Annotated in this window: 17 protein-coding genes; 15 read left to right on the forward strand and 2 right to left on the reverse strand. The window is 67.6% G+C overall.

Annotation, left to right across the window (positions count from 1 at the left end):
• The first annotated feature begins 15 nt into the window (after nucleotides 1-15).
• A complete protein-coding gene (locus FO044_RS02950; RefSeq protein ID WP_132993175.1) occupies nucleotides 16-2,631 on the forward strand; it encodes a UvrD-helicase domain-containing protein in 2,616 nt (871 codons plus the stop codon).
• 91 nt (nucleotides 2,632-2,722) lie between these two features.
• On the opposite strand, the gene FO044_RS02955 is transcribed toward FO044_RS02950, so the two are convergent.
• Nucleotides 2,723-3,760: a M23 family metallopeptidase gene (locus tag FO044_RS02955; RefSeq protein ID WP_132993448.1), complete on the reverse strand. Its 1,038-nt coding sequence runs from the start codon at nucleotides 3,758-3,760 to the stop codon at nucleotides 2,723-2,725.
• Between the two features lie 241 nt (nucleotides 3,761-4,001).
• Between FO044_RS02955 and sucC the strand changes: the two genes are divergently transcribed.
• The 3 genes from sucC (at nucleotide 4,002) to FO044_RS02970 (ending at nucleotide 6,929) form a co-directional block, all read left to right on the forward strand.
• Nucleotides 4,002-5,165 carry an ADP-forming succinate--CoA ligase subunit beta gene (sucC, locus tag FO044_RS02960; RefSeq protein ID WP_132993176.1) on the forward strand — a complete coding sequence of 388 codons (1,164 nt, stop codon included), beginning with the start codon at nucleotides 4,002-4,004 and terminating at the stop codon, nucleotides 5,163-5,165.
• A 14-nt stretch (nucleotides 5,166-5,179) separates the two neighbouring features.
• Entirely contained in the window at nucleotides 5,180-6,082 is a 903-nt protein-coding gene (sucD, locus tag FO044_RS02965; protein ID WP_132993177.1) for a succinate--CoA ligase subunit alpha, read from the forward strand.
• A gap of 187 nt (nucleotides 6,083-6,269) precedes the next feature.
• Nucleotides 6,270-6,929 carry a TetR/AcrR family transcriptional regulator gene (locus FO044_RS02970; RefSeq protein ID WP_132993178.1) on the forward strand — a complete coding sequence of 220 codons (660 nt, stop codon included), beginning with the start codon at nucleotides 6,270-6,272 and terminating at the stop codon, nucleotides 6,927-6,929.
• 16 nt (nucleotides 6,930-6,945) lie between these two features.
• Here the strand turns inward: FO044_RS02970 and FO044_RS02975 are convergent, their stop codons facing one another.
• A complete protein-coding gene (locus FO044_RS02975) occupies nucleotides 6,946-10,512 on the reverse strand; it encodes an indolepyruvate ferredoxin oxidoreductase family protein (protein ID WP_132993179.1) in 3,567 nt (1,188 codons plus the stop codon).
• Nucleotides 10,513-10,741: 229 nt separating this feature from the next.
• Here FO044_RS02975 and FO044_RS02980 point away from each other — a divergent pair, with 229 nt between their 5' ends.
• The 11 genes from FO044_RS02980 to purH all read left to right on the forward strand — a co-directional run bounded on the left by FO044_RS02980 (nucleotide 10,742) and on the right by purH (nucleotide 25,810).
• Nucleotides 10,742-12,307, forward strand: a complete 1,566-nt coding sequence (locus FO044_RS02980; protein WP_132993180.1) for a carboxyl transferase domain-containing protein — start codon at nucleotides 10,742-10,744, stop codon at nucleotides 12,305-12,307.
• A 32-nt stretch (nucleotides 12,308-12,339) separates the two neighbouring features.
• The gene (locus FO044_RS02985) at nucleotides 12,340-14,430 is read left to right on the forward strand and encodes an acetyl/propionyl/methylcrotonyl-CoA carboxylase subunit alpha (protein WP_132993449.1); all 2,091 of its coding nucleotides are present in this window, start codon (nucleotides 12,340-12,342) and stop codon (nucleotides 14,428-14,430) included.
• Nucleotides 14,431-14,473: 43 nt separating this feature from the next.
• Nucleotides 14,474-15,622 carry an acyl-CoA dehydrogenase family protein gene (locus FO044_RS02990; RefSeq protein ID WP_132993181.1) on the forward strand — a complete coding sequence of 383 codons (1,149 nt, stop codon included), beginning with the start codon at nucleotides 14,474-14,476 and terminating at the stop codon, nucleotides 15,620-15,622.
• Nucleotides 15,619-16,122: a MaoC family dehydratase gene (locus tag FO044_RS02995; RefSeq protein ID WP_132993182.1), complete on the forward strand. Its 504-nt coding sequence runs from the start codon at nucleotides 15,619-15,621 to the stop codon at nucleotides 16,120-16,122. Before FO044_RS02990 ends, FO044_RS02995 begins: the two co-directional genes overlap by 4 nt.
• Nucleotides 16,123-16,133: 11 nt before the next feature.
• Nucleotides 16,134-16,964, forward strand: a complete 831-nt coding sequence (locus tag FO044_RS03000; RefSeq protein ID WP_132993183.1) for an HpcH/HpaI aldolase/citrate lyase family protein — start codon at nucleotides 16,134-16,136, stop codon at nucleotides 16,962-16,964.
• Nucleotides 16,965-17,046: 82 nt separating this feature from the next.
• Nucleotides 17,047-18,693 carry an AMP-binding protein gene (locus FO044_RS03005; protein ID WP_132993184.1) on the forward strand — a complete coding sequence of 549 codons (1,647 nt, stop codon included), beginning with the start codon at nucleotides 17,047-17,049 and terminating at the stop codon, nucleotides 18,691-18,693.
• 17 nt (nucleotides 18,694-18,710) lie between these two features.
• Complete coding sequence (locus tag FO044_RS03010; RefSeq protein ID WP_143965943.1) at nucleotides 18,711-20,666, forward strand: acetoacetate--CoA ligase; 1,956 nt, start codon at nucleotides 18,711-18,713, stop codon at nucleotides 20,664-20,666.
• A gap of 164 nt (nucleotides 20,667-20,830) precedes the next feature.
• A complete protein-coding gene (locus tag FO044_RS15070; RefSeq protein WP_207924508.1) occupies nucleotides 20,831-21,973 on the forward strand; it encodes a DUF5336 domain-containing protein in 1,143 nt (380 codons plus the stop codon).
• Between the two features lie 18 nt (nucleotides 21,974-21,991).
• A complete protein-coding gene (locus FO044_RS03020) occupies nucleotides 21,992-23,527 on the forward strand; it encodes a cell division protein PerM (protein ID WP_132993185.1) in 1,536 nt (511 codons plus the stop codon).
• A gap of 88 nt (nucleotides 23,528-23,615) precedes the next feature.
• Nucleotides 23,616-24,248: a phosphoribosylglycinamide formyltransferase gene (gene purN / locus FO044_RS03025; protein ID WP_132993186.1), complete on the forward strand. Its 633-nt coding sequence runs from the start codon at nucleotides 23,616-23,618 to the stop codon at nucleotides 24,246-24,248.
• Nucleotides 24,245-25,810 (forward strand): bifunctional phosphoribosylaminoimidazolecarboxamide formyltransferase/IMP cyclohydrolase, encoded by a 1,566-nt coding sequence (purH, locus tag FO044_RS03030; RefSeq protein WP_132993187.1) that lies wholly within the window; start codon nucleotides 24,245-24,247, stop codon nucleotides 25,808-25,810. Before purN ends, purH begins: the two co-directional genes overlap by 4 nt.
• The last annotated feature ends 82 nt before the right edge of the window (nucleotides 25,811-25,892 follow it).

Raw genomic sequence — 25,892 nt, forward strand, 5'->3', positions numbered from 1 at the left:
TAGCCTGACAAGGCGATGGACTCCTCGATTTCTTCTCCGACCGGCCCCGGCGCGCCCGCCTCCGATGAAGCGTCCGCGGTGCTCAGCGACCGCGGGCGTGAGCTCCTCGACGGGCTGAACCCGCAGCAGCGGGAAGCGGTCCTGCACGAGGGTGTCCCGTTGCTGATCGTGGCAGGTGCGGGCTCGGGCAAGACGGCGGTGCTCACCCGGCGGATCGCTTATCTGCTGGCGGAGCGGGACGTGACGCCCGGTCAGATTCTCGCGATCACCTTCACCAACAAGGCAGCGGCCGAGATGCGCGAACGCGTCATCGACCTGGTCGGGCCGCGGGCCGCGTACATGTGGGTGTCGACGTTTCACTCGACGTGCGTGCGGATCCTCCGCGCCCAGTCGGCCCTGCTGGGGAACCGGAACTCGAACTTCTCCATCTACGATGCCGACGATTCGCGCAGGCTCCTCGGGATGGTGGTCCGGGATCTGAACCTCGACCCCAAGAAGTTCAGTCCACGGGGCGTCGGCACGCAGATCTCGAATTTCAAGAACGAGCTGATCCCGCCGGACGAGGCTGCGTCCAAGGCCGCAGCCGGCGACGAGAACGGGATCAGCACCGGCGCCGAGCAGACCATCGCCGAGATCTACGGGGAGTACCAGCGCCGGCTGTCGTCGGCCAACGCCTTCGATTTCGACGATCTGATCGGCGAGACGGTGGCGCTCCTGCAGCGTCACCCGGAGGTCGCCGAGTACTACCGGCGACGGTTCCGGCACGTGCTGGTCGACGAGTACCAGGACACGAACCACGCCCAGTACGTGCTGGTGCGCGAGTTGGTCGGGGAGACGCCGACCGACGGTGGGGTGACGCCCTCCGAACTGTGCGTCGTGGGCGACGCCGATCAGTCGATCTACGCGTTCCGCGGTGCGACCATCCGGAACATCGAGGAATTCGAACGGGACTACCCGAACGCCGAGACGATCCTGCTCGAACAGAACTACCGCTCGACGCAGACCATTCTGTCGGCCGCCAACGCGGTGATCTCACGCAACTCGAACCGCCGAGAGAAGCGGCTGTGGACCGATTCGGGTGACGGCGAGTTGATCGTCGGATACGTCGCCGATTCCGATCGCGACGAGGCGGCCTTCATCGCGAAGGAGATCGAGCAACTCGTCGACTACTCGATCGGGGGTTCGGCGAGCCATACGTACGGCGATATCGCGGTCTTCTACCGCACCAATACCGGATCCCGCGCACTCGAAGAGGTCTTCGTCCGTCACGGGCTACCGTACAAGGTGGTCGGTGGGACCAAGTTCTACGAGCGCAAGGAGGTGCGCGACATCGTCGCGTATCTGCGGGTGGTGTCCAACCCGGACGACACCGTGAGCCTGCGCCGCATCCTGAACACTCCGCGGCGCGGTATCGGCGACCGGGCGGAGGCGTGCGTCGCGATCCACGCGGAGAACCTCGGCGTCAGCTTCTACCAGGCACTCATCGACGCCACGGAGAACCGGGTGGCGCTGCTGAACACCCGTGCGGTCAAGCAGATCACCGGGTTCGTCGCGCTCATCGAGGGCTTGCGCACCGACTTCCTGATGTCGTTCGGATCGGTAGGAGGCGACGATGCGGATTCGGCCGTCGCGGATGCCACCGCGGAGGGAGCCGACATCGGCGAACTCGTCGACGCGATCGTCGAGCGCACCGGGTACCGCACCGAACTGGAGGCGTCCAACGACCCGCAGGACGGCGCCCGTCTGGACAACATCAACGAATTGGTCGCCGTGGCCCGAGATTTCAGTCTCGAGGCCGCGCAGCGGGCCGAAGCCGAAGGCGGCAGCCCGGAGGCAGACGGTGAAGAGACAGACGGTGAAGAGACAGACGGTGCAGAGGTAGATCTCGCAGAGGTCGACAGTCCAGAATCGGATGCACTGACACGGACCGAGGATGGCGAACCCGAACCGGGCTCGCTGGCGGCGTTCCTCGAGAAGGTGTCGCTGGTCGCCGACGCGGACCAGCTGCCGGACGAAGGCGAGGGCGTCGTGACGATGATGACCCTGCACACCGCGAAGGGACTCGAGTTCCCCGTCGTGTTCGTCACCGGCTGGGAGGACGGGCACTTCCCGCACATGCGCGCGCTCGGCGACCCCGCCGAGCTCAGCGAGGAACGCCGCCTCGCGTACGTGGGCATCACTCGTGCCCGGCAACGGTTGTACATGACTCGCGCGATGTCACGAGCGTCCTGGGGGCAGCCGGTATCGAACCCGGAATCCCGCTTCCTGCAGGAGGTTCCGCAGCACCTGATCGACTGGCGGCGAACCGAACCGCGTCGCGGCCCACGTGATTTCTCGTCGCGCGGCGGGGCGTTCGGCTACTCGAGCGGTGGGTTCTCCGGCGGTGGATTCTCCAGTGAGAACTCCGGTCTGCGCGGGCGGTCCTCGTACTCGTCCGATCCGACGAGGGGCCGCAACAAGCAGGTGAACTACGAGCTCGGCGACCGGATGAACCATCCGAAATTCGGAATGGGCAAAGCCGTGGCGAAGGAAGGCCAGGGGATCACCGAGCGGATCACCTTCGACTTCGGCGGAAGCGTCGGACGGGTCACGCTGATGACGGCAGGTGGTCTGCCGGGAGAGAAGCTGTAGCGGTCGCCGGGTCGCGCCTCGCGGAAGCGGCCGTCAGCCGCGCCGTACAGCGGTCGTGCCGCTACGTAGAGGAGGAGGAGTGGGCGTCGGCTCAGCTGGTGAGACCGGAGAGCCGCACGCCCTTCTTGGCGAGCCAGATGCCCGGATCGGTCTTCATCTTTCCGTCGCGCCACACCTCGAAGTGCAGGTGAGGGCCGGTGGAGAAGCCTTCGCTGCCGACGAGTGCGATGACATCGCCCGCGGTGACCTTCTGGCCGACCTTGGCGAGAACTCCGGAGGACGCCATGTGGCCGTACATCGTGACGGTGCCGTCGGGGGCCTCCAGCAGGACCCAGTTGCCGTAGCCCGACGAGGGGCCCGCCTCCTTCACGACGCCATCGGTGGCAGCGTGGATCGGGGTGCCGAGCGGCGCGGCCATGTCGATGCCGCCGTGGAAGGCGCCCCAGCGCGGCGCGAACGCCGAGGTGAGATCGTAGGCGCCCATATCCACCGGGCTGACGATCTTGGGCCGCTTCGCAGCTTCTTCGGCCGCGACCTTGGCGGCCTTGATCTTCTTGCCTTCGCTCAGCTGCGATCCGAATCCGCTCATGTCGGCATCGACGGTGGCAGCGGTGACGCCCGGGCCGAGGTCGGGGCCCGACGGTGCGGCGGCCGGCGCGGTGCCGGGGGCATCCGAGGGAGCCGCGCCTGCGCCGCTGGTGCCGGCTGCGGCAAGCGATACCTCGGACTCCGGTGCCGGATCAGCGTTCGGTGCGGCCTGATCTGTACCCGATCCGAGGGCGGCGAACGTGCCTGCGCCTGCCGCGATGGCGACGAGTGCGGTACGGGCCTTAAGTGCGGAGGAGGGGGCGGGCAGCCGGTGCCTGCCGGACGGTGCGGGCACATCGGGCTCGGTCTCGGACTGCGGAGTCCGGACCGGAGGGGCCGCAACCTTGTGCGCCCGCGCCTTGGGAGCCGACACAGAGGGAAGGTACTGCTCTTCGTCCTTGGTGACGGGGATTTCGGTGGTCTTGACGACCGAGTTGAGATCCTCGTTTCCGAGACCGATCCGGAGCCGCCGCGAGGGCAGCGGAATATCCCGGGTAGCCGGAGCGTCGACACTGGTGGAGGGTGCTTCCTCCATGCGCATTGCGCTCCGTGCAGTCAACGTGTCTTCACCTCACATCATCGATGGCGTCTGTGACCATCCTGTTACCAACCCGTACGACGGTAACCAAGCGTCCCTGCTGTGTCCACCCCGTGCTCACCATGAGTGACATCTGGCACAAGGTGGGGGACTCCGTGTGAACCGGCGTCGGCACAGGATTAAGGTCGACTATGGCCCGCGTTACACCGAGGCGGGCAACAACATACTTCAGATGGTGAGCTGAATGGATCTCTTCGAATACCAGGCGAAGGAACTGTTCGCCAAGCATGGGGTACCCACCACACCCGGGCGGGTTACCGACAATGCAGCGGACGCACGGGCTATCGCCGAGGAAATCGGCAAGCCTGTGATGATTAAGGCGCAGGTCAAGGTCGGCGGGCGCGGCAAAGCGGGCGGCGTGAAATACGCTGCCACCCCTGATGACGCACAGACGCACGCTGAAAACATCCTGGGCCTCGATATCAAGGGCCACGTCGTCAAGAATCTCCTCGTCGCGGAAGCCAGCGACATCGCCGAGGAGTACTACATCTCCTTCCTCCTCGATCGTGCCAACCGCACCTACCTGGCCATGTGCTCGGTGGAAGGCGGCATGGAGATCGAGGAAGTGGCTGCAACCAAGCCCGACCGTCTCGCGCGCATCGCGGTGGACGCGGTCAAGGGCGTCGACCTCGCGTTCGCTCGCGAGATCGCGGAGAAGGGTCACCTGCCCGCCGAGGTTCTCGACGCGGCGGCCGTGACCATCCAGAAACTGTGGGAGGTCTTCGTCGCCGAAGACACTCTGCTCGTCGAGGTGAACCCACTCGTCCGCACTCCGGACGATCAGATCCTCGCGTTGGACGGCAAGGTCACCCTGGACGGCAACGCGGACTTCCGTCAGGAAGCTCACGCGGCGTTCGAGGACAAGGACGCGAGCGATCCCCTCGAGCTCAAGGCCAAGGAGAACGACCTCAACTACGTCAAGCTCGACGGCCAGGTCGGAATCATCGGCAACGGCGCAGGTCTGGTCATGTCGACCCTGGACGTCGTCGCATACGCCGGTGAGGGCCACGGCAACGTGACTCCCGCGAACTTCCTGGACATCGGCGGCGGCGCGTCGGCGGAGGTCATGGCGGCCGGACTGGACGTCATTCTGGGCGATGAGCAGGTCAAGAGCGTGTTCGTCAACGTGTTCGGCGGCATCACCGCGTGCGACGCGGTCGCCAACGGCATCGTCGGCGCCCTCGAGACACTGGGCGACGCCGCCAGCAAGCCGCTCGTGGTGCGCCTCGACGGCAACAAGGTCGAGGAGGGTCGCAAGATCCTGGCCGACGCCAACCACCCGCTGGTGACCCTTGCGGAGACCATGGACGCCGGCGCCGATAAGGCCGCCGAGCTGGCGAACAAGTAGGAGCCTGGGAGAACATGTCGATCTACCTGAACAAGAACAACAAGGTCATCGTCCAGGGCATCACCGGCGGCGAGGGCACCAAGCACACCGCGCTGATGCTCAAGGCCGGCACCGACGTCGTCGGCGGTGTCAACGCTCGTAAGGCGGGCACCACCGTCAAGCACGTCGATGCCGCAGGCAACGACATCGAGCTGCCTGTCTTCGGATCGGTCGCCGAGGCGATGGAGAAGACCGGCGCCGACACGTCGATCGCCTTCGTGCCGCCCGCCTTCTCGAAGGACGCGATCATCGAGGCCATCGACGCGGAGATCCCGCTGCTCGTGGTCATCACCGAGGGCATCCCGGTGCAGGACTCGGCGTACGCCTGGGCCTACAACGTGGACAAGGGCGCCAAGACCCGCATCATCGGTCCGAACTGCCCGGGCGTCATCACCCCCGGCGAGGCGCTGGTGGGCATCACCCCGAACAACATCACCGACAAGGGGCCGATCGGCTTGGTCTCCAAGTCGGGCACCCTGACCTATCAGATGATGTACGAGCTGCGTGATCTCGGTTTCTCGACCGCGATCGGCATCGGCGGCGACCCGGTCATCGGCACCACTCACATCGACGCCATCGAGGCGTTCGAGAAGGACCCGGAGACCAAGCTCATCGTCATGATCGGCGAGATCGGCGGCGACGCCGAAGAGCGTGCGGCCGAGTACATCAAGGAGAACGTCACCAAGCCGGTGGTCGGTTACGTCGCGGGCTTCACCGCCCCCGAGGGCAAGACCATGGGTCACGCGGGCGCGATCGTGTCGGGCAGCTCCGGCACCGCGCAGGCGAAGCAGGAGGCCCTGGAGGCTGCGGGCGTGAAGGTCGGTAAGACGCCGAGCGCAACCGCTCAGCTCGCGCGCGAGCTGTATCAGAACCTGTGACCAGGTAGAGACACCGCTCGACGCGACGCCCCGGACCGGCTGTGAAGCCGATCCGGGGCGTTTGCCGTGCGGGGTCGGTGCGGCGTCGGACTTCGGCGGCGTCCAGGCTGCTCTGCTCGTGGCCGCCACGCTGGTCGACGGCGTGAACGACGAGTATTCAGAGCGGTCCCGGTAGCGTTCTCAGGTGATGCCCGAGGAGACAGCGTCATCTGACGAGAACAGGATTCCCGTCACCGCACCGGATGCGGCGACGGGAACTCGTCGCAGCCTGGCGAAAGCCGCGCGGCGCGAAGAGCTCGTCGCCGCAGCGGCACGGCAGATGGCGCGTCGAGGGTTCACCGGAGTCCGGCTCGAGGACATCGGCGCCGAGGTCGGGGTGAGCGGACCCGCGATGTACCGCCACTTCTCTTCCAAGACCGACCTCCTCGACCAGATGCTGGTGGGAATCAGCGAGCGTCTCCTCGAGGGCGGCGAGCGGGTGGTGTCCGACGGTGGTGAACCCGCCGAGGTGCTGACCCGCCTCATCGAGTTCCATATCGCGGTGCTCGTCACCAAACCCGACTTCATCAGCGTGCAGGACCGGGATCTGGCGTCGATGACACCCGAGGCGAATCGCACCGTGCGTTCGTTGCAGCGCCGCTACGTCGAACTGTGGGTCGACGTTTTGCTGGCCGCAGGGGTTCCCGATGCCCAGGAGTTGACGCGCTCGCAGGCGCGGGTGCGCGTCCACGCAGGTTTCGGGTTGCTCAACTCGTCGCCGCGGCTGCCTGCCTACCCGGCCGCCGAGTTGCGTGAACTGCTCATCACCATGGCGCGAGGTGCCCTGTACGCGGGCTTGCATCGCTGATCGGAACGGAAGGCGGTCAGGCGTCGAGGGCGTCCAGGTGCCGGCGGAGTTCGGCCCGGAACTTCTCGACGTTGGCCAACTTGATGCTCTCGTAGCCGCGGACCATGTCGGGCAGGTCGGCGACGGCGATGGCGGCGGTGATCCGCGCCGGAGCCGGATCGGTGCCCAGCGAACTCAGCACGCGATCGATCGCGGCCCGGTACTCGGTGATCAGCGAACGTTCGGTCCGGCGAACCTCGGTTCGGCCGAACGGGTCGAACCGAGTGCCGCGCAGCCGCTTCATCCGGGCGAGCCCGTTGAGTGCCGGGTTCGCCCAGTGTCCGAGCGCGATCTTGCTCCGCATGCCGAGGTCGCGGAGCATCGGCGGGTGCAATCGCACGGATACCGCGGCATCGTCGCCGAACGTGTCCGCGATCTCGGCGGCGAAGGCGGCGTCGTCCGTCAGCCGGGCCACTTCGTACTCGTCCTTGTAGGCCATCAATTTGTACAGGTTGCGTGCCACGGTCGCTGTCAGCTCGTCGCCGTGGCCGGAGCGGTGCACCCGCTGTACGTCGGACAGCCACGACCGCGCGTAAGCCTCGCTCTGATATGCGATGAGTTCGTCGTAACGACTCCGGACCACGTGGGCGAGCTCGTCGCCCGCGCCCATCACTGAGGAGGCGGCTTGCCTGGCCGCTTCGCTCGGGTCGGCTTCCGGTGCGGTTGTGCGGACAGACTCCGCCGCCGCGGCAACGGCTTCCGGTGCCGACACGGTCTGCCGACCGCGACGGAACGCCTGGATGTTCGCCGCCACTGCCACTCCGTTCAGCTCGATCGCCCGCTCGATGGAGTCTGCGGAGACCCGCAGCGACCCGGTCTGGAACGCGGCGCCCACCATCAGCATGTTCGCGTACTGCTCGTCGTCGAACAGCTCGTCCGCGAGCGCACCGGCGTTCACGTACACCGAGCGTGCGGCGTGATCGTCGATCGCGGTCCGGATGGCCGAGCTCTGCGGAAACCGGACAGCGGTGTCGATGACCATCGAACCGGTCGGCACCTGGGTCGTCGACACGACCGCTACCGTCTTCGCCGTCGAGGAGACCTTCAGGTTCACCGGGTCGGCACCGACGAGCTGATCGCACGCCAGGTAGACGTCGCAGTCGGCCGTCGCGACCTTCGCCGCCTGTTCGATGGCCTGCGCCGACACCTTGATGTCGCTGACCACGGCGCCGCCCTTCTGAGCGAGACCGGTCATGTCGACGGTCCGAGCGTGACGCCCGTCGAGGACTGCGGCGGTCGCGATGACCTGCGACACCGTGACCACGCCGGTGCCGCCGATGCCGGTGACGCGGACGGTGAAGTCGCCGTCCGTCGGCATGTCCGTCGCCGGTGCGGACTCCGGCGGGGTCAGGTCGCGGTCGCTGATCGGCGCAACTTGCTCGCGCTTGCGCTCGGTGCCGGGCACGACGCTGACGAATGCCGGGCAATCGCCTTCCAGGCAGGAGAAGTCGAGATTGCACGAACTCTGGTCGATCTGCGTCTTGCGGCCGAACTCGGTCTGGACCGGATGTACGGACAGGCAGTTCGACTTGGCGCCGCAGTCACCGCATCCCTCGCAGATCCGCTCATTGATCATCACGCGCTGTGCGGGGGTGTCGGCGCCGGGATTGCGCCTGCGCTCGCGGCGCTTCTCGGCCGCGCAGTGCTGATCGTGGATCAGCACGGTCACGCCGGGCACCTGTGCGAGCTCGCGTTGCACGTCGAGCATGTCGTCGCGGTGCCGGACCTGCACGCCGCGCGGCAGTCGGAGCCTCCTGGTGCGATCGGGGTCGTCGGTGGTGACGACGATTCGCGCGACCCGTTCGGCCTGCAGAAGGGCGACCGTCTGCGGCAGGTCCATCTGTCCCACCGGATCCTGGCCGCCGGTCATCGCGACGGTGCCGTTGAACAGCAGTTTGTAGGTCAGGTTCTCGCCGGAGGCCACCGCGGCCCGCAGGGCGAGCGACCCGGAGTGCATGAAGGTGCCGTCGCCGATGTTCTGGACGAAGTGCTTCTGTTCGAGGAACGGCGCCATGCCGAGCCATTGCGCTCCCTCGCCGCCCATCTGGGTGACGCCCGCGATGTCGCCGACCTGTTCGGGTTCCATGAGCAGGACCATCGCGTGGCACCCGATTCCGGCGCCGACGATCGTGCCGGAATCGACCTTCGTCGAGCTGTTGTGCGGGCATCCGGAACAGAAGTAGGGAGTGCGGACGGCGAGGGGGAGGAGAATGCGTTCGCGGTGCCGGTCGCGGTCGTCGAGCCACCTTCGGGCGGGCTCGATGCGGTGCCGTCGGCCGAGTCGGGTGGCGAGGCCGCGCGTGACCGCGTCGACGTCGAGTTCGCCGAAGCGGGAGAACAGCGTGGAGCCGTCCTCGTTGGCCTTCCCGACGATCGCGGGCGCATCGCTCCGCCGGAAGAGGATGTCGCGCATGATCGTCTCGATGAAGTCGCGCTTCTCCTCGACGACGATCACCTCGTCGAGGCCTGCGATGAACCGATCGAGGATCCCGGGTTCGATCGGGTAGACCATGCCGAGTTTGAGGATGCGGATGCCGAGGCGCGAGAGATCGGAGTCGGCGATGCCGATGAGACGCAGGGCCTCGCGCATGTCGAGATACGTCTTGCCCGCGGCGACGATGCCGATGCGATCGTCGCCGGTGGACTGCACGATCCGATTGAGACCGTTCAGCCGCGCGTACTCGGTGGCGCGCGGCAGGCGCGTGGTGAGCTGATTCTGCTCCAGTTCCATCAGGCCGGCGCCGAGGAGCCGGCCGCTCGGCACGTGCGGACTGGTGCCGAGGCCGCCGTAGTCGACGCGCAGCCGGTCGGGGTCGACGGCGGCCGTCGACGCGCCGTCGGCGACGTGCGCCGAGATCTTGAGTGACGTCCACAGCCCGGACACGCGGCTCATCAGGGCTGCGTGGACTCCGAGATCGAGGATGTCGGCGCTGTCGGCTGGGTAGAGGATCGGCATGTACAGGTCCGCGAGGGCCATCTCGGACGCGCACGGAACCGTCGAGCTCTTAGCCCCCGGGTCGTCGCCGACGATGGCGACGGCGCCGCCGGACGGGTGGGCGCCGATGATGTTGGCGTGCCGCAGCGCGTCGGTCGCGCGATCGAGGCCGGGAGCCTTGCCGTACCAGTAGCCGACGACGCCGTCGCGCGGTGCGCCGGAGGCGTCCGGGGCGAGGTCGGCGACCCGGGCCGCGACCTGCGATCCCATCACCGACGTTGCGGCGAGCTCCTCGTTGAGTCCGGGCCGGTGGGTGATGTCCCACGGTTCGAGATGCCGGCGGCGTCGGGCGATCTCGAGGTCGTAGCCGGCGAGCGGCGAGCCCTCGTAGCCGGAGATGAACGAACCGGTGCGAAGCCCGGCACGGCGATCGAGGGCGGCGCGGTCGCGGACCATGCGGACCAGTGCCTGGATGCCGGTGAGGTAGATGGTGCCCGATTCGCGCGTGTAGCGGTCGTCGAGCGAGAAGGATTCGGAGGAGGTCCGGGGTGGACGGGGCTGTGCCTGGGAAGGGTTCGCGTTGCGAACGCGATCATCGGCGACGGTCATGGGATCACCTGGCCTTGCGGTGTCGGCTCGGGTGTCGACCGGGGTGATGAACGACGGTTCCGAGCGTTTATGCGGGGGCCGCGAGGGTGGTGCGGCTGGTTCCCACGATAACCACTTTCTGTGACGGGGGTCACCAACCCTGGAACAATCGATGGGAGTGGGCTGGCGAATGTGTCGGCGGACACGTATCTTGATCTTCAGTTAATGGGCAATAACTGAAAGGGAGCCGATGACGAGTTCAGCGCAGGCTCATCTCGACAATGTCGAGATGCTCCGGGACCGACTGAGGGTCGCCGCGGCCGGTGGTGGAGACAAGGCCAGAGAACGGCACGTCGGTCGCGGCAAACTGCTCGTGCGCGATCGCATCGACGCCCTCATCGATCCCGGCACGGCCTTCCTCGAAGTGGCGCCGCTCGCCGCGTTCGAGATGTACGACGGAAAGGCGCCCGCCGCGGGGGTCGTCGCCGGAATCGGACGCATCCACGGCCGCGAGTGCATGATCGTGGCCAACGACGCGACCGTCTCCGGCGGCACCTACTACCCGGTGACCGTCAAGAAGCATCTGCGCGCACAGGAGGTCGCCGAAGCCAACCGGCTGCCGTGCATCTACCTCGTCGACTCGGGCGGTGCGATGCTCCTCAACCAGGACGAGGTGTTCCCGGACCGCGATCACTTCGGCCGCATCTTCTACAACCAGGCCAACATGAGCGCCGCCGGGATCCCGCAGATCTCGGCGGTCCTCGGCTCGTCCACCGCGGGCGGTGCGTACGTGCCCGCGATGAGCGACGAGAACGTCATCGTCCGGGATCAGGGCACCATCTTCCTGGCGGGTCCGCCGCTGGTGAAGGCCGCGACCGGGGAGGACGTCAGCGCCGAGGACCTCGGTGGCGGCACCATGCACTCGTCGGTGTCCGGAGTGACCGACCATCTCGTCGACAACGACGAGCAGGCGCTGGCCAAGGTGCGCGAGATCGTCCGGACGCTGGGGCCGCGCATCCCGGCCCAATGGGATGTCGAGCCGACCGTCGCGCCCGCGCACGACCAGACCGACCTGTACGACGTCGTGCCCACCGATCCGCGGCAGCCATACGATGTCCGCGAGGTCATCGAGATCCTGGCCGACGGCGGGGAGTTCACCGAGTTCAAGGCCGACTACGGGACATCGCTGATCACCGCGTTCGCGAAGCTTCACGGCCATCCGGTCGGGATCGTCGCCAACAACGGCGTCCTGTTCAGCGAGTCGGCGCTCAAGGGCGCTCACTTCATCGAGCTCTGCGACCAGCGCCGCATCCCGTTGGTGTTCCTGCAGAACATCACGGGTTTCATGGTGGGTCGCGAATACGAGCAGGGCGGCATCGCCAAGAACGGCGCCAAGATGGTCAATGCCGTCGCCTGCGCTCGAGTCCCCAAGTTCACGGTGATGATCGGCGGATCGTTCGGTGCGGGCAACTACTCGATGTGCGGACGCGCGTACTCGCCCCGATTCCTGTGGATGTGGCCCAATGCCCGCATCTCGGTGATGGGCGGACCGCAGGCAGCAGACACGCTGGCCACTGTGCGCCGAGCAGGCGTGGAGCGCGCCGGCGGGGAGTGGTCCAGTGCCGATGAGGAGTCGTTCAAGGAACCGATCCGTGACCAGTTCGAACGTCAGTCGGACGCGTACTACTCCACCGCCCGGCTCTGGGACGACGGCATCATCGATCCGGCCGACACCCGGACCGTGCTGGGTCTGGCGCTCGAGGCTTGCAGACGTTCGCCGCTCCCCGAACCGCGCTACGGCGTATTCCGGATGTGATCGGCGTGGGAGATCAGAAGCAGGAGAAGTCCATGAAGACCATTCGCAAGGTGCTCGTCGCGAACCGCGGTGAGATCGCGGTCCGCGTGATCGAGACGTTGCACCGCATGGGCATCGAGTCCGTCGCCGTGTACTCGGACGCCGACGCCACCGCGCCCCACGTACGCGCTGCGGGGGAGGCCGTCCGACTCGGACCCGCCGCCGCGACGCAGAGCTACCTGGACATCGAGAAGGTGATCGCCGCCGCCCGTGCCACCGGCGCCGATGCGGTGCATCCCGGATACGGTTTCCTATCGGAGAATCAATCGTTCGCCTCGGCGCTCGCGGAATCGGGCATCGTCTTCATCGGTCCGCCGTCGTCGGCCATCGCCACCATGGGTGACAAGATCACCGCTCGGGACGCGGTGACAGCACGCGGAGTTCCGGTGGTGCCGGGACTCTCGCGCCCGGGTCTGACCGACGAGGATCTGATCGCCGCGGCACCGGACATCGGATTCCCGGTCCTCATCAAACCGAGTGCGGGCGGTGGAGGCAAGGGCATGCACCGGGTGACCGATCCGGCCGAGCTGCCTGCCGCACTCGTCACGGCGCGCCGCGAAGCCGGCGCGGCGTTCGGCGACGACTCGCTGTTCCTCGAGCATTTCGTGCTGACCCCGCGCCACATCGAGGTGCAGGTCCTGGCCGACGAGCACGGCAACGTCGTGCACCTCGGCGAGCGCGAGTGCTCACTGCAGCGCCGCCACCAGAAGGTGATCGAGGAGGCCCCGTCAGCACTGCTCGACGAGGCGACCCGATCCCGGATCGGTCAGGCGGCGTGCGATGCGGCACGCAGTGTCGGCTACACGGGTGCGGGAACGGTGGAGTTCATCGTGTCGGCACGCTCACCCGAGGACTTCTTCTTCATGGAGATGAACACCCGCCTGCAGGTGGAGCATCCGGTGACCGAGATGGTCACCGGGTACGACCTGGTGGAGCAGCAGGTGCGCATCGCGCGCGGCGAGCAGCTGGCGTTCTCGCAGGACGACGTCACGTTGACCGGGCACTCGATCGAGGCCCGCGTGTACGCGGAGGATCCGGCACAGGGATTCCTGCCGACGGGTGGCCGGATCACCGATCTGAAATGGGTCGCCAGGCCGATCCGGTCAGCCGCTCCCGCATCAGGACTGGCACGCATCGACAGCGGTGTGGAAGCGGGCAGCGTGGTCGGGAGCGACTACGACCCGATGCTCGCCAAGGTGATCGTGCACGGCGCCGATCGTGCCGAAGCCATCGACAAGCTCGACGAGGCGCTCGCGCAGACACGCCTCACCGGAGTGGTCACCAACATCGACTTCTGCCGCTTCGTGCTCGGACAGGACGCGGTGCGGGCGGGGGAGCTGGACACCGAACTCCTCGACCGGCTCGTCGTCGACTACGCCGCCCCGGCCCCGTCGCCGCAGGCACTGGTCGCGGCGTCGCTCGGCGGACTCGACCTGGGCACCGCCGACGACCTGTGGTCGAGCGCGCACGGCTTCCGCATCGGGACGCCGTCGCCGTTCGTGTCACGGCTGGCGGTGGACGCACGGCACTACACGGTGTCTTCGGTTCTGCGACCGTCCGCCGACGCGTCGTCGCTGGCCGCCGACGTGACCGTGGAGAGCGTCGCAGGCGAGGCGAGTGACGGTCAGGCGAAGGGCGGCGAGGCGAAGGGCGGCGAGGAGAGCGAGACGCAGACCTGGCAGGCGCCGGTGCGGATGACACCGCTGCCCGACGGTTCCATCGCGCTCGCCTGCGACGGTGTCCGCCAGCGCTGGGTGGTCCGCACGGACCGTGCGGCCGGTATCCGCTGGGTGGCCGGTGACGCCGGAACCTGGCTGGTGCACGCCATCCGCGCACTCGCCGATGCCGAAGACGAAGACGCAGTGGGGGATGTGACGAGCCCGATGCCGGGGACCGTCGTGGCGGTGCCGGGGAACTCGGGGGACACCGTGGCCGCCGGGGAGCCGCTCGTGGTCGTCGAGGCGATGAAGATGGAGCACACGCTCAAGGCCCCGATCGACGGCGTGGCGCGCATCGATGTGAAACCGGGCGACAAGGTGTCGTCCGCACAACTGCTGGCACACGTGGCGCCACCCGAATCATGAACCCGCACAACCTGAATCGACTGATCCAAGAACAGGACCGGATATGGAATTGACGCAGGACCACAGAGACCTCATCGACAGTGTGCGGCACTTCGCGCAGACGGTGGTCGCACCGGTGTCCGCTAAGCACGACCACGAGAAGACGTTCCCGTACGAGGTCGTGGCGAAGATGGGACAGATGGGCCTGTTCGGCCTGCCGTTCCCCGAGGAGTTCGGCGGCATGGGCGGCGACTACTTCGCGCTCGCACTCGCCCTCGAGGAACTCGGCAAGGTGGACCAGTCGGTGGCCATCACGCTGGAGGCAGGCGTCGGACTCGGAGCGATGCCGATCTACCGGTTCGGCACGCAGGAGCAGAAGGAGCGCTGGCTTCCCGACTTGTTGACCGCGCGCAGGCTCGCCGGCTTCGGGCTCACCGAACCCGGCGCGGGATCCGATGCCGGCGCGACCGCGACGACGGCCCGCGAAGACGGCGACGAGTGGGTGATCAACGGCTCCAAGCAGTTCATCACCAACTCGGGCACCGATATCACCTCGCTTGTCACGGTCACCGCGGTCACCGGTGAGAGATCCGATGGGCGCAAGGAGATCTCGACGATCGTCGTGCCCTCGGACACGCCTGGTTTCGTCGCCGAACCCCCGTACGACAAGGTCGGCTGGAACGCCTCCGACACCCATCCGCTGAGCTTCACCGATGTCCGCGTGCCCCGCGAGAACCTACTCGGCGAGCGCGGCCGCGGCTACGCGAACTTCCTGTCGATCCTCGATGAGGGACGCATCGCGATCGCCGGTCTGGCCACCGGCGTCGCGCAGGGCTGCGTCGACGAGTGCGTCAAGTACGCGAGTGAGCGGCAGTCGTTCGGCAAGGCCATCGCCGAGTACCAGTCGGTGTCGTTCGCGATCGCCCGCATGGAGGCGCGCGCACACGTCGCCCGCATGGCGTACTACGACGCGGCCGCCAAGATGCTGGCCGGACAGCCGTTCAAGAAGGAGGCGTCGATCGCCAAGATGGTGTCGAGCGAGGCTGCGATGGACAACGCGCGCACCGCGACTCAGATTCACGGCGGCTACGGCTTCATGAACGAGTACCTCGTATCCCGTCACTACCGGGATTCGAAGATCCTGGAGATCGGCGAGGGCACCACCGAGGTGCAGCTGATGCTGATCGCCCGCTCGCTGGGACTGCCGGCATGAGTGGGGATCAGGCGGCCAAGCGGATCGTCCAGCGCGGTCTGTGGTTCGAGGAGTTCGAGGACGGTGCCGTGTACGCGCACAGTCCCGGCCGGACAGTGACCGAAGCGGACAATGTCCTGTTCACCACCCTGACGATGAACACGCAGGCACTGCATCTGGATGCGGCGTGGGCCGCGGAGCAGCCCGGGTTCGGCGGGCAGCGACTCATCAACTCGATGTTCACGCTCTCGACGATCGTCGGGCTCTCGGTCGCGCAGTTGACGCAGGGGACCCTCGTCGCGAACCTCGGATTCAGTGAGATCGCCTTCCCCGCGCCGCTGTTCGCGGGAGACACTCTGTACGGGGAGACCGAATGCAACGGGAAGCGAGTCTCGTCGTCGAGGCCGGGGGAGGGCATCGTGAACCTCACGCACATCGGCCGCAATCAGCATGGCGAGATCGTGGCACGGGCCGCGCGGGCAACGCTCGTCCGGCTCCGCCCGGATTCGCCGACCAACTAGGAGGAACGGACATGACCGTCGACCCGTGGATCCCAGCCGGACCGGCACTGCTGTTCTGCCCGGCAGACCGTCCCGAGCGCTACCACAAGGCGCTCGACCGCGCCGACATGGTGATCCTCGACCTCGAGGATGCGGTGGCGCCCGGCAACAAGGCGTCGGCGCGGGAGTCGCTCATCGCCGAGCCGGTACCGGCCGACCGGGCGATCGTCCGCATCAACGGGGCCGAGACCGCCGACCACGAACTCGATCTGCAGGCCGTGCAGTCCACCGGATACCGGCTGGTGATGCAGGCCAAGACCGAGAGTGCCGAACAGGTGCGGGCGCACGGTCTGCAGACCATCGCGCTCATCGAGACCCCGCTGGGCGCGACGCGCGTGGAGGAGATCGCCGCCGCCCCCAACTGCGTCGGCCTGATGTGGGGCGCAGAGGATCTGGTCGCCGGGCTGGGCGGTGCGTCGAGCCGATTCCAGCCGGGTGAGGCCGACCCGGGGACGTACCGGGACATCGCTCGCTACGTGCGCTCGCGGGTGCGTCTCGCTGCGGGTGCATTCGGTAAGGCCGCGGTCGATTCGGTCCACATCGACATCGCCGACGTGGAGGGTCTGGCCGCCGAAGTCCGGGACGCCGTCGCGCTCGGCTACGCCGCGACCGCCTGCATCCACCCGTCCCAGGCAGCGCACATCCGCGAGGGATACGCGCCGTCTACCGAGCAGATCGACTGGGCGCGCAAGGTTCTGGCAGGCGCCACCGACTACGACGGCGGGGTGTTCAAGCTCGACGGCCAGATGATCGACGGCCCTGTCCTCGCACAGGCGCGCGCTTTGCTTCAGCGCGCTGACTGACAGTTCGTCGCACCGACCCCGCTCGATCACACCGACCCCCAGCCCGATCACACCGACTCAGCCCGATCAATCGGAGGAAGCCATGCCTGAGCAGACGTACACCGATCACGACTCGTACACGCGCGGAGAGGCCGAGCCGCCGCTGCTCGCGCACACGATCGGCGCCACACTCGCCGAGACGACCGCAGCCCATCCCGAGGCGGTGGCGCTCATCGACGCCGCAGTGGATCGGCAGTGGACGTACTCCGGGTTCCGCCGCGACGTGCGAGCACTCGCCGCGGGTCTGCTGCGGCAGGGGGTGCGCACCGGTGACCGGGTGGGCCTGTGGGCGCCCAACCGTTTCGAGTGGGTGCTCACGCAGTTCGCAGCCGCGGAGATCGGCGCGATCCTGGTGGTGATCAACCCGTCGTACCGACGGCACGAACTCGCGTACGTGCTCGCACAATCGGGTACGACGGTGGTGCTCGCTGCGGAGCGCTTCCGCGACTCCGAGTACGCGGAGATGCTCGAGGACGTGCGCGACCAGGCTCCCGAGCTTCGCCAGGTGATCCTCTTCGAGAGCGACGAGTTCGCCGCGTTGCTGGAGGATCCGACCGAAGCGGAGCTGACGGCTGTCGATGAGGCGGCCGCCGGTCTGCGCGCCGAGGATCCGATCAACATCCAGTACACGTCGGGCACCACGGGCTCGCCGAAGGGCGTCACCCTCTCCCACCACAACATCGGCAACAACGGCTACCTGGTGGGCGAGCTGGTCGATTACACCGAAGCGGACCGCATCTGTCTGCCGGTGCCCTTCTACCACTGCTTCGGCATGGTGATGGGCAATCTGGCAGCCATCTCGCATGGCAGTGCGATGGTCATCCCCGGGCCGGCGTTCGATCCGCAGACGGCGCTCGAGGCCGTGGAGAAGTACCGATGCACGAGTCTGTACGGAGTGCCGACGATGTTCATCGCGGAGCTCGCCCTCCTCGACTCCGGTGCGTCATTCGACCTGTCGACCCTGCGCACCGGCATCATGGCCGGATCGCCGTGCCCCGAGGCGGTGATGCGCCGCGTCATCGACGAGATGAACATGGAGGAGGTGTCGATCTGCTACGGCATGACCGAGACCAGTCCGGTGTCGACGCAGACCCGCACCGACGACCCGCTCGAACTCCGGGTCGGCACGGTGGGACGCGTCGGCCCGCACCTGGAGATCAAGATCGCCGACCCGATCACCGGTGAGACCCTCCCACGCGAAGAGACGGGCGAGTTCTGCACCCGCGGCTACTCGGTGATGCAGGGGTACTGGAACGAACCGGAGAAGACGGCGGGTGCCGTCGACGGTCACGGCTGGATGCACACCGGCGATCTCGGCGTGATGGGGGAGGACGGTTACGCCCGCATCACCGGCCGCATCAAGGACATGGTGATCCGCGGCGGCGAGAACATCTACCCGCGTGAGATCGAGGAGTTCCTCTACACGCACCCGGACATCGTCGACGCACAGGTGATCGGCGTTCCCGATGCCAAGTACGGCGAGGAGCTGATGGCGTGGATCCGCCTGCGCGAAGGGGCTGCGGGCTTAGACGCGGATTCCTTACGCGAGTTCGCTGCGGGAAAGGTGTCGCGCCACAAGATCCCGAAGTACGTCCACGTGGTGGACGAGTTCCCGATGACCGTCACCGGGAAGGTTCGCAAGGTCGAGATGCGCGAGAAGTCCATCGAGCTCCTGGGGCTGGACACGTGAGCGCGGGGACCTCGCAGATGGACCGGTTCGCCGCTGAGGTCGCGGCGAGCACCGGCCGTGAGTTCACCGGGTATTCCGACCTCTGGCAGTACTCGGTGGACGACCTTCCGGGCTTCTGGCGTGCGGTGTGGGATCACTTCGGGCTCGACGAGATCGCGCATACCGGGCCGGGCGTCGGCGACGAGGCGATCCTCTCCGACGCATCGATGCCGGGGGCGCGGTGGTTTCCGGGCGTGCGGCTGAACTACGCCGATCAGGTGCTGTCGCATCGTGAGCTCCCAGGGGCGGCGATCGTCGGGCTCGACGAGGACGGGGTGCGGACCGAGATCAGCTGGGCCGAGCTGCCCGGCTTGGTGGGCGCGGTCGCCCACGCACTCGGCGAGGCCGGTGTGCGGCAGGGCGACGTCGTCGCCGCCTACCTGCCCGATATTCCCGAGGCCGCGGTCGCGTTCCTCGCCACCGCGTCGATCGGCGCACTGTGGTCGGGTTGCGGGCAGGACTACGCCCCCGAGGGGGCGGCGAGCAGGCTGGCGCAACTTCGGCCGAAGGTGCTGTTCTCGGCGTCGGGGTACCGCTACAACGGCAAGGACATCGACCGGCGTGCCGACTCCGCGGAACTGGCACAGCTGCTGGGCGACGTCACGCACATCGTCATCGCCGACGGACCTGCAGGTGGTGCTGCCACCGACGGCCCGGCCGGAGGTTCCGGCGGGACCCGAACGTGGACCGACGTGGTCTCTCAGCGCCGTGAGCCGCAGCCGGTGCCCGTCGAGTTCGACCACCCGTTGTGGGTGCTGTTCTCGTCCGGAACCACCGGTAAGCCGAAGGGCATCGTCCACGGTCACGGCGGCGTGCTTCTCGAGCACCTGAAAGCGGCGGGACTGCACTCCGATCTCGGACCCGACTCGGTGTTCTTCTGGCAGACCGCGCTGAGCTGGATGATGTGGAACTACCAGGTCGCCGGACTGCTCGTCGGTGCGCGCATCGTCTGCTACAGCGGGTCGCCGCTGCACCCGGACGCGGACCGGCTGTGGCAGATCCTGGACGACGAGAAGGTCACCTATTTCGGAACCAGCCCGGGACAGCTGCAGGCCTCACGTAAGGCCGGTCTGGTGCCGGGGCGCGACCACGACCTCTCGGCGTTGAAGACGCTCGGCAGCACCGGATCCACTCTGGCCGCGGACCTGTTCACCTGGGTCGACGACAACGTGTCCGCCGGGCTTCCGATCTCCTCGATCAGCGGTGGCACCGATGTGGTGTCGGCGTTCGCCGGCGGATCGACCGGCGTGCCAGTGGTGGCTGGAGAGCTCTCGGTCCGGTACCTGGGCGTCGCGCTCGAAAGCTGGTCACCGCAGGCGCAGCCGCTCGTCGACGAGGTGGGCGAGATGGTGGTGACCGCACCGATGCCGTCGATGCCGGTGAAGTTCTGGAACGACGCCGACGGCGAGCGCTACCGGACGGCGTACTTCGCACACGAATGGGACGCGCAGGACACGCCCGTCGTCTGGCGCCACGGGGACTGGGTCACGTTGACCGACCGCGGCTCTCTCGTGATCCACGGCCGCAGCGATGCCACGCTCAACCGCAACGGCATCCGCATGGGGTCCGCCGACATCTACGAGGTGGTCGAGGCCGTCGACGAGATAGCGGAGGCGTTCGTGCTCGGAGTCGACGGGCCCGACGGCAAGTACTGGATGCCGTTGTTCGTCACGCTGGTCCCCGGCGCGGAACTGACGGACGAGCTGGTGAAGCGCATAGCGGGCGAGGTGCGGTCCCGACTGTCGGCCCGGCACGTACCCGACGAGGTGATCGTCGCCCCGGGGATCCCGCACACCCGTACCGGAAAGAAGCTCGAGGTTCCGGTGACGGCGATCCTCGCCGGCCGTTCGGAGGTGAACGTCGACCCGCGTTCGGTGGACGACTACTCGCTCATCGACTGGTACGCCGAGAAGGGGCGTGCTCACGTCTGGTGAGGGCCTGTTGAGAGGCGGCCGTTCGGCTTTCGTCCGGCTTTGCCGGAATCCGGCCCGCTGAGGCGCTGGTAGAGAGCGTGCCGAACTCTCACATGTTCAGTGTATTAGCGTGGACGACGTTCGTCGGGCACGACGGATGGAGTTGTACGCGTGAGGAGTGAGACATGACCTACCCGCAGTCCGGTGGCTACGGCTATGGGCAGAATCCGCAGGGTGCCCAGACCCCGGGACAGGACCAGCAGTTCGGCCAGTACCAGGGCTCCCCTTACCCGGGTTCCCAGTACCCCGCAGGTCAGTACCCCACAGGCCAGTACCAGGATGCCCAGTACCCGGCAGGCCAGTACCCGGCAGGCCAGTACCCCGCAGGCCAGTACTCGGCAGGTCAGTATCCCGCAGGCCAGTACCCGGCAGGTCAGTACCAGGATGCCCAGTACCCGGGAGGCCAGCAGCAGGCCGCGCAGTACGGACAGGGCTACGACGCTCAGGCCCAGCAGCAGTACCAGCAGCAGTACGGTCAGCAGCCGTACGCGCAGCAGCAGTACCCGCAGGCGTCCTACGGGCTCGGTGCGCAGCAGCAGCCGCCGACGAAGCCCAAGAGCCAGGGACTTCCGGCGAACACCCCGGCCATCATTGCAGCCGTGATCGGCGCACTCGGCGTGATCACGCTGTTCTGCGGGTTCTTGAGCGGTTACAACCCGAAGAATGACAACGGCGAGGGCGTCTCCCTGTTCCAGACGCACTTCGTGCTGCCGTACGGCCTCGTCGTACTCGCAGGATTCCTCGCACTGTCGACTCTGCTGGTCGGAACCACCAAGCACTACGTCGCCGCTATCGCTTCGGTAGGAGCGACCGCGGCGTTCGCGGCCGTGTTCCAGTTCGCCTCGATCGACCCGTTGTTCGAGGAGATCGGAACCCGTGGAGCGGGCGCGATGCTGCTGCTCATCACCGCGATCCTGGTCTTCGTCGCCGCCGTCGTCTGGCTGCTCGTCGAGAGCGGACAGCTGAAGCTGGCCCCGGCGAACGCCACGGCGACCTCCGGCGCGACCGCCTCACCGCAGGCCACCGCGCAGCAGCAGGCAGATCAGGGCTACGCCGCAGGCTACGGCCAGCCGGCGCAGCAGGTGGATGACCAGGCGCAGTCCGCGTACGGCTACTCCGCGTACGGGCAGGGTGCGCAGGCCTCGGACGTCGCTCCGACCACGATGACCTCCGCCCCCGGCGCGGTCTCGGAGGACGCGGGCGCCACGACCGCATTCCAGAAGCCGGTCACCGACCCGGGTTCGAACCCGCAGGCCGAGCAGCAGTAGTAACCGGTCTCTGCCAGCATGAGCCCGTCGTCGAACTCCATGGCCACCCGCCTCCGGCAGGTGCGCCTGGCTCGTCGTGCGGATCAGGTGCCACGCAAGGCGGCCACGTGGGACCTCGTGAAGGTCGCGCTTCTGGTGCCGGGCGTCAGCGTGATCGCTATCGCGGTGCTTCTTGCGATCGTGCGTCTGCTGGCAGGGGACGGGCTCTCCGGACTGAGTTCGGCGACCGCGGCCGGATGGCTCGCGGTGAACCAGGTTCCGATCACGATCGGCGGTGTCACCCTCGGAGTGCTGCCGCTCCTGCCTACCTTCGCCGTGTGCGCGGGAACGGTGGCGGTGGTGTCCGAGGGGGCGTCGACCGCGCGTGAACTGCCGGATCTGGTGGGCATCGTCGGTGCGGCGCTCGGCGGTTCGCTGCTGACGACAGCGCTGTCACTGGCTGTCGTCGCGGACGGGTCCGCCGTGACGTCGATCGGTCAGCCGGACGCGCTGGCCGCATTCGGTTACACGCTGCTGGTCCAAGGTCTGGCCGTCATCGTCGGTATCGCGAAGGCGAGCCTGCGACCGATCCTCGATGAGTTCGACGTCCCGGCGACCGAACGTGTGGGAGTGCGCGGCGGTGTCATCGCCTTCGGTGCGCTGATCGCCGGCGGTGCGCTCCTCGTCCTCACGGGCATGCTCCTGCACTGGGGGACGGTGTCGGCGATGATCGCCGACGGCAGCACCTTCGACGGATACCTCGGCCTGACCGGCCTGTCGATCCTGTACTTGCCGAACATGGTGGCGGGGGCAGCGGCCATCGCCACCGGTACCACTGGCGAGATCGGGACCACCGTCCTCGACGTGTTCGACGTGTCGTCCGGCGCGGTCCCACCGCTGCCGATCGTCGGAGTTCTTCCGGAGACGGGCATCGGCGCGTACGGCGCTCTCATCTTCGTCATTCCGCTGGTAGCGGGTGGGGTTCTCGGCTGGTTCTGCCGCAGCACCGACCCGATCCGACATCTTCGGGCCGTCGTCATCGGCGCAGCCGTTGCCGCAGCGCTGATGGTGCTGGCCGTGGGACTCGGTGGCGGTCAGCTCGGCGAACTCGGCGACACCGGCGTCAATGTTCCGACGACCGGGGTGTTCGCATTCAGCTGGATCGCCCTCGGCGGTGCGCTGGTAGCCGGCGTGATGTGGCTCGCCGCAGGCGGACTCAACCGGCGCCGGGGCGACGACGAGGATCTCGATTCCTGGCTCGATGACACCGCGCTGGATGCCGAATCGGACGATGACGAATCGGACGATGAGGAGGCAGGCCATGACGAGGCAGGCCATGACGAGGCGAGCGGCGCCACGGATGCAGGTGTTGACGCCACGGACACTGACGGCAGCACGAACGACGATGGCACGGCGGTCGTCGCCGACGGACCCGGTGACACCGGTTCCGGTTCGGACGACTCCGGTCAGGATGACGACCGAGATGCCGACGATGATCCTGACGCGTCCGATTCGGATGGTGCTGCCCGGAACACCTCCCGCGCCACCGGCCCGGACCCTTACGGACGATTCTGACCACCTCGGTCGCGCACCGTTCACGCGAACTGCCGTCCAGCTCGGCCCCGGACCTGTGTGAGCTGCGACTCGCGCCTAAACTGGCGGGGTGACCGATGCCGACCGCGATAGTGCACGCGCCCGTGCGCCCATCGTCGTCCTCGCGTCGGGGGCCGGATCGCTGCTCCAGGCGATCATCGACCGGGCAGCGGCGCCCGATGCGGCTTACCGGGTGGCCGGAGTCGTAGTGGATCGTTCATGCCGCGCCGCCGACATCGCGGCGGCCGCGAAGATCCCGGTCACGCACTGCGCCCTGCGGGATTATCACGATCGCAGCGAGTGGGATGCCGCACTGACCACCGCGACCGCCGCGTGCTCACCGGAATGGGTGGTGACCGCGGGGTTCATGAAGCTCGTCGGTCCGGCGTTCCTCGGCCGTTTCGCCGGTCGCACCGTCAATTCGCATCCAGCACTGCTGCCCGCCTTCCCGGGCGCGCACGGCGTCGCCGACGCGCTCGCGTACGGCGCCAAAATCACCGGCACCACCATCCACCTCGTGGACGACGGCGTGGACACCGGACCGATCCTGGCCCAACGCGTCGTCGACATCGCGGCCGACGACACCGAGGCCACTCTGCACGAACGCATCAAGGTCGTCGAGCGCTCGCTTCTCACCGAAGTGGTGGACGCGCTCGCCGCCCGTGGCGTTGTCATCGATGGACGAAAGGCTCACCTCAAGTGAACGCAACTGCAGATCAGCGGCCTGTGCGCCGCGCACTGGTCAGTGTCTACGACAAGACCGGCCTGGAGGAGCTCGCCACCGCACTGAACGCAGCGGGCGTCGAGATCGTCTCCACCGGCTCCACCGCCAAGAAGATCGCAGGCGCGGGAGTGCCGGTCGTCGAGGTCAGTGAGCTCACCGGGTTCCCGGAGTGCCTCGAAGGCCGCGTCAAGACGCTGCATCCGCGCGTGCACGCAGGCGTTCTCGCCGACACCCGCAAAGACGATCACCTCCGCCAGCTCGACGAACTGGACATCGCGCCGTTCGAGCTCGTGATCGTGAATCTGTACCCGTTCACCGAGACCGTGGCGTCCGGTGCGAGCCCGGACGAGTGCGTCGAGCAGATCGACATCGGGGGCCCGTCGATGGTGCGTGCCGCCGCCAAGAACCACCCGTCGGTCGGCGTCGTCGTCGATCCAGCCGACTACGCCACCGTCACCGACGCGGTGGCGGCAGGCGGCTTCTCCCTGCAGCAGCGCAAGGCGCTGGCCGCCAAGGCGTTCCGGCACACCGCCGACTACGACGTGGCCGTCGCCTCGTGGATGAGCAGCGTGGTCGCGCCCGATGAGGAGAGCGACTTCCCGGTTTGGGTCGGCTCGACGTGGGAGCGCAAGGACGTGCTGCGTTACGGCGAGAATCCGCATCAGGCTGCGGCCCTGTACGCGTCGACGTCGGGTCCGACCGGGCTCGCGCAGGCTGAGCAGCTGCACGGCAAGCAGATGTCGTTCAACAACTACACCGATGGTGATGCGGCCTGGCGAGCCGCCTACGACCACGTCGACCCGACGGTCGCGATCATCAAGCATGCCAACCCGTGCGGCATCGCCGTCGGCTCCGACATCGCCGAAGCTCATCGTCGTGCGCACGCGTGCGACCCGGTCAGCGCCTACGGCGGCGTCATCGCGACCAACCGCGAGGTGTCGGTCGGGATGGCCGAGCAGGTCGCCGACATCTTCACCGAGGTGATCATCGCCCCCGGCTACGAAGACGGTGCCGTCGCGGTCCTGTCACGTAAGAAGAACGTCCGCATCCTGATCGCCGAAGCGCCGGCCGGCTCCATCACCGACGTGCGCCCGGTGTCCGGGGGCGTGCTGCTGCAGCAGCGGGACGCAATCGACGCCGAGGGCGACGACCCGGCCAACTGGACGCTCGCCACGGGCGACGCCGCCGACGAGAAGACCCTCGCCGACCTCGTTTTCGCGTGGCGTGCCTGCCGTGCGGTGAAGTCGAACGCGATTCTGCTGGCCGACGACGGGGCATCCGTGGGAGTCGGCATGGGGCAGGTGAACCGGGTCGACTCGGCGCACCTGGCCGTGCAGCGTGCCGGCGACCGGGCCTCCGGCTCGGTCGGTGCGTCCGACGCGTTCTTCCCGTTCCCCGACGGGTTGCAGGTGCTCATCGACGCCGGCGTGCGTGCCGTGGTGCAGCCGGGTGGCTCGATCCGCGACAACGAGTCGATCGAGGCGGCCAAGGCTGCCGGGGTGACCATGTACTTCACCGGGTCGCGTCACTTCGCACACTGACGGAGACGCTAGCCGAGGACGGGCGAGTCGAGGGCGATCGGTCCAGACGGTTTCGACTCGCTCGCGCTCGCTCAACCGCCGA

This window comes from Gordonia zhaorongruii, assembly GCF_007559005.1.
Taxonomy (GTDB): domain Bacteria; phylum Actinomycetota; class Actinomycetes; order Mycobacteriales; family Mycobacteriaceae; genus Gordonia; species Gordonia zhaorongruii.

Excerpts from the sequence above, each read along its gene's own strand:
- FO044_RS03005 (WP_132993184.1), top strand. The coding sequence starts at position 17,047 with ATGCCTGAGCAGACGTACACCGATCACGACTCGTACACGCGCGGAGAG.
- FO044_RS02955 (WP_132993448.1), bottom strand. The coding sequence starts at position 3,760 with ATGCGCATGGAGGAAGCACCCTCCACCAGTGTCGACGCTCCGGCTACC.
- FO044_RS02980 (WP_132993180.1), top strand. The coding sequence starts at position 10,742 with ATGACGAGTTCAGCGCAGGCTCATCTCGACAATGTCGAGATGCTCCGG.
- FO044_RS02985 (WP_132993449.1), top strand. The coding sequence starts at position 12,340 with ATGAAGACCATTCGCAAGGTGCTCGTCGCGAACCGCGGTGAGATCGCG.
- FO044_RS03000 (WP_132993183.1), top strand. The coding sequence starts at position 16,134 with ATGACCGTCGACCCGTGGATCCCAGCCGGACCGGCACTGCTGTTCTGC.
- sucD (WP_132993177.1), top strand. The coding sequence starts at position 5,180 with ATGTCGATCTACCTGAACAAGAACAACAAGGTCATCGTCCAGGGCATC.
- FO044_RS03020 (WP_132993185.1), top strand. The coding sequence starts at position 21,992 with ATGAGCCCGTCGTCGAACTCCATGGCCACCCGCCTCCGGCAGGTGCGC.
- FO044_RS15070 (WP_207924508.1), top strand. The coding sequence starts at position 20,831 with ATGACCTACCCGCAGTCCGGTGGCTACGGCTATGGGCAGAATCCGCAG.
- FO044_RS02950 (WP_132993175.1), top strand. The coding sequence starts at position 16 with ATGGACTCCTCGATTTCTTCTCCGACCGGCCCCGGCGCGCCCGCCTCC.
- FO044_RS02975 (WP_132993179.1), bottom strand. The coding sequence starts at position 10,512 with ATGACCGTCGCCGATGATCGCGTTCGCAACGCGAACCCTTCCCAGGCA.
- FO044_RS03010 (WP_143965943.1), top strand. The coding sequence starts at position 18,711 with ATGGACCGGTTCGCCGCTGAGGTCGCGGCGAGCACCGGCCGTGAGTTC.
- FO044_RS02995 (WP_132993182.1), top strand. The coding sequence starts at position 15,619 with ATGAGTGGGGATCAGGCGGCCAAGCGGATCGTCCAGCGCGGTCTGTGG.
- FO044_RS02990 (WP_132993181.1), top strand. The coding sequence starts at position 14,474 with ATGGAATTGACGCAGGACCACAGAGACCTCATCGACAGTGTGCGGCAC.
- sucC (WP_132993176.1), top strand. The coding sequence starts at position 4,002 with ATGGATCTCTTCGAATACCAGGCGAAGGAACTGTTCGCCAAGCATGGG.
- FO044_RS02970 (WP_132993178.1), top strand. The coding sequence starts at position 6,270 with ATGCCCGAGGAGACAGCGTCATCTGACGAGAACAGGATTCCCGTCACC.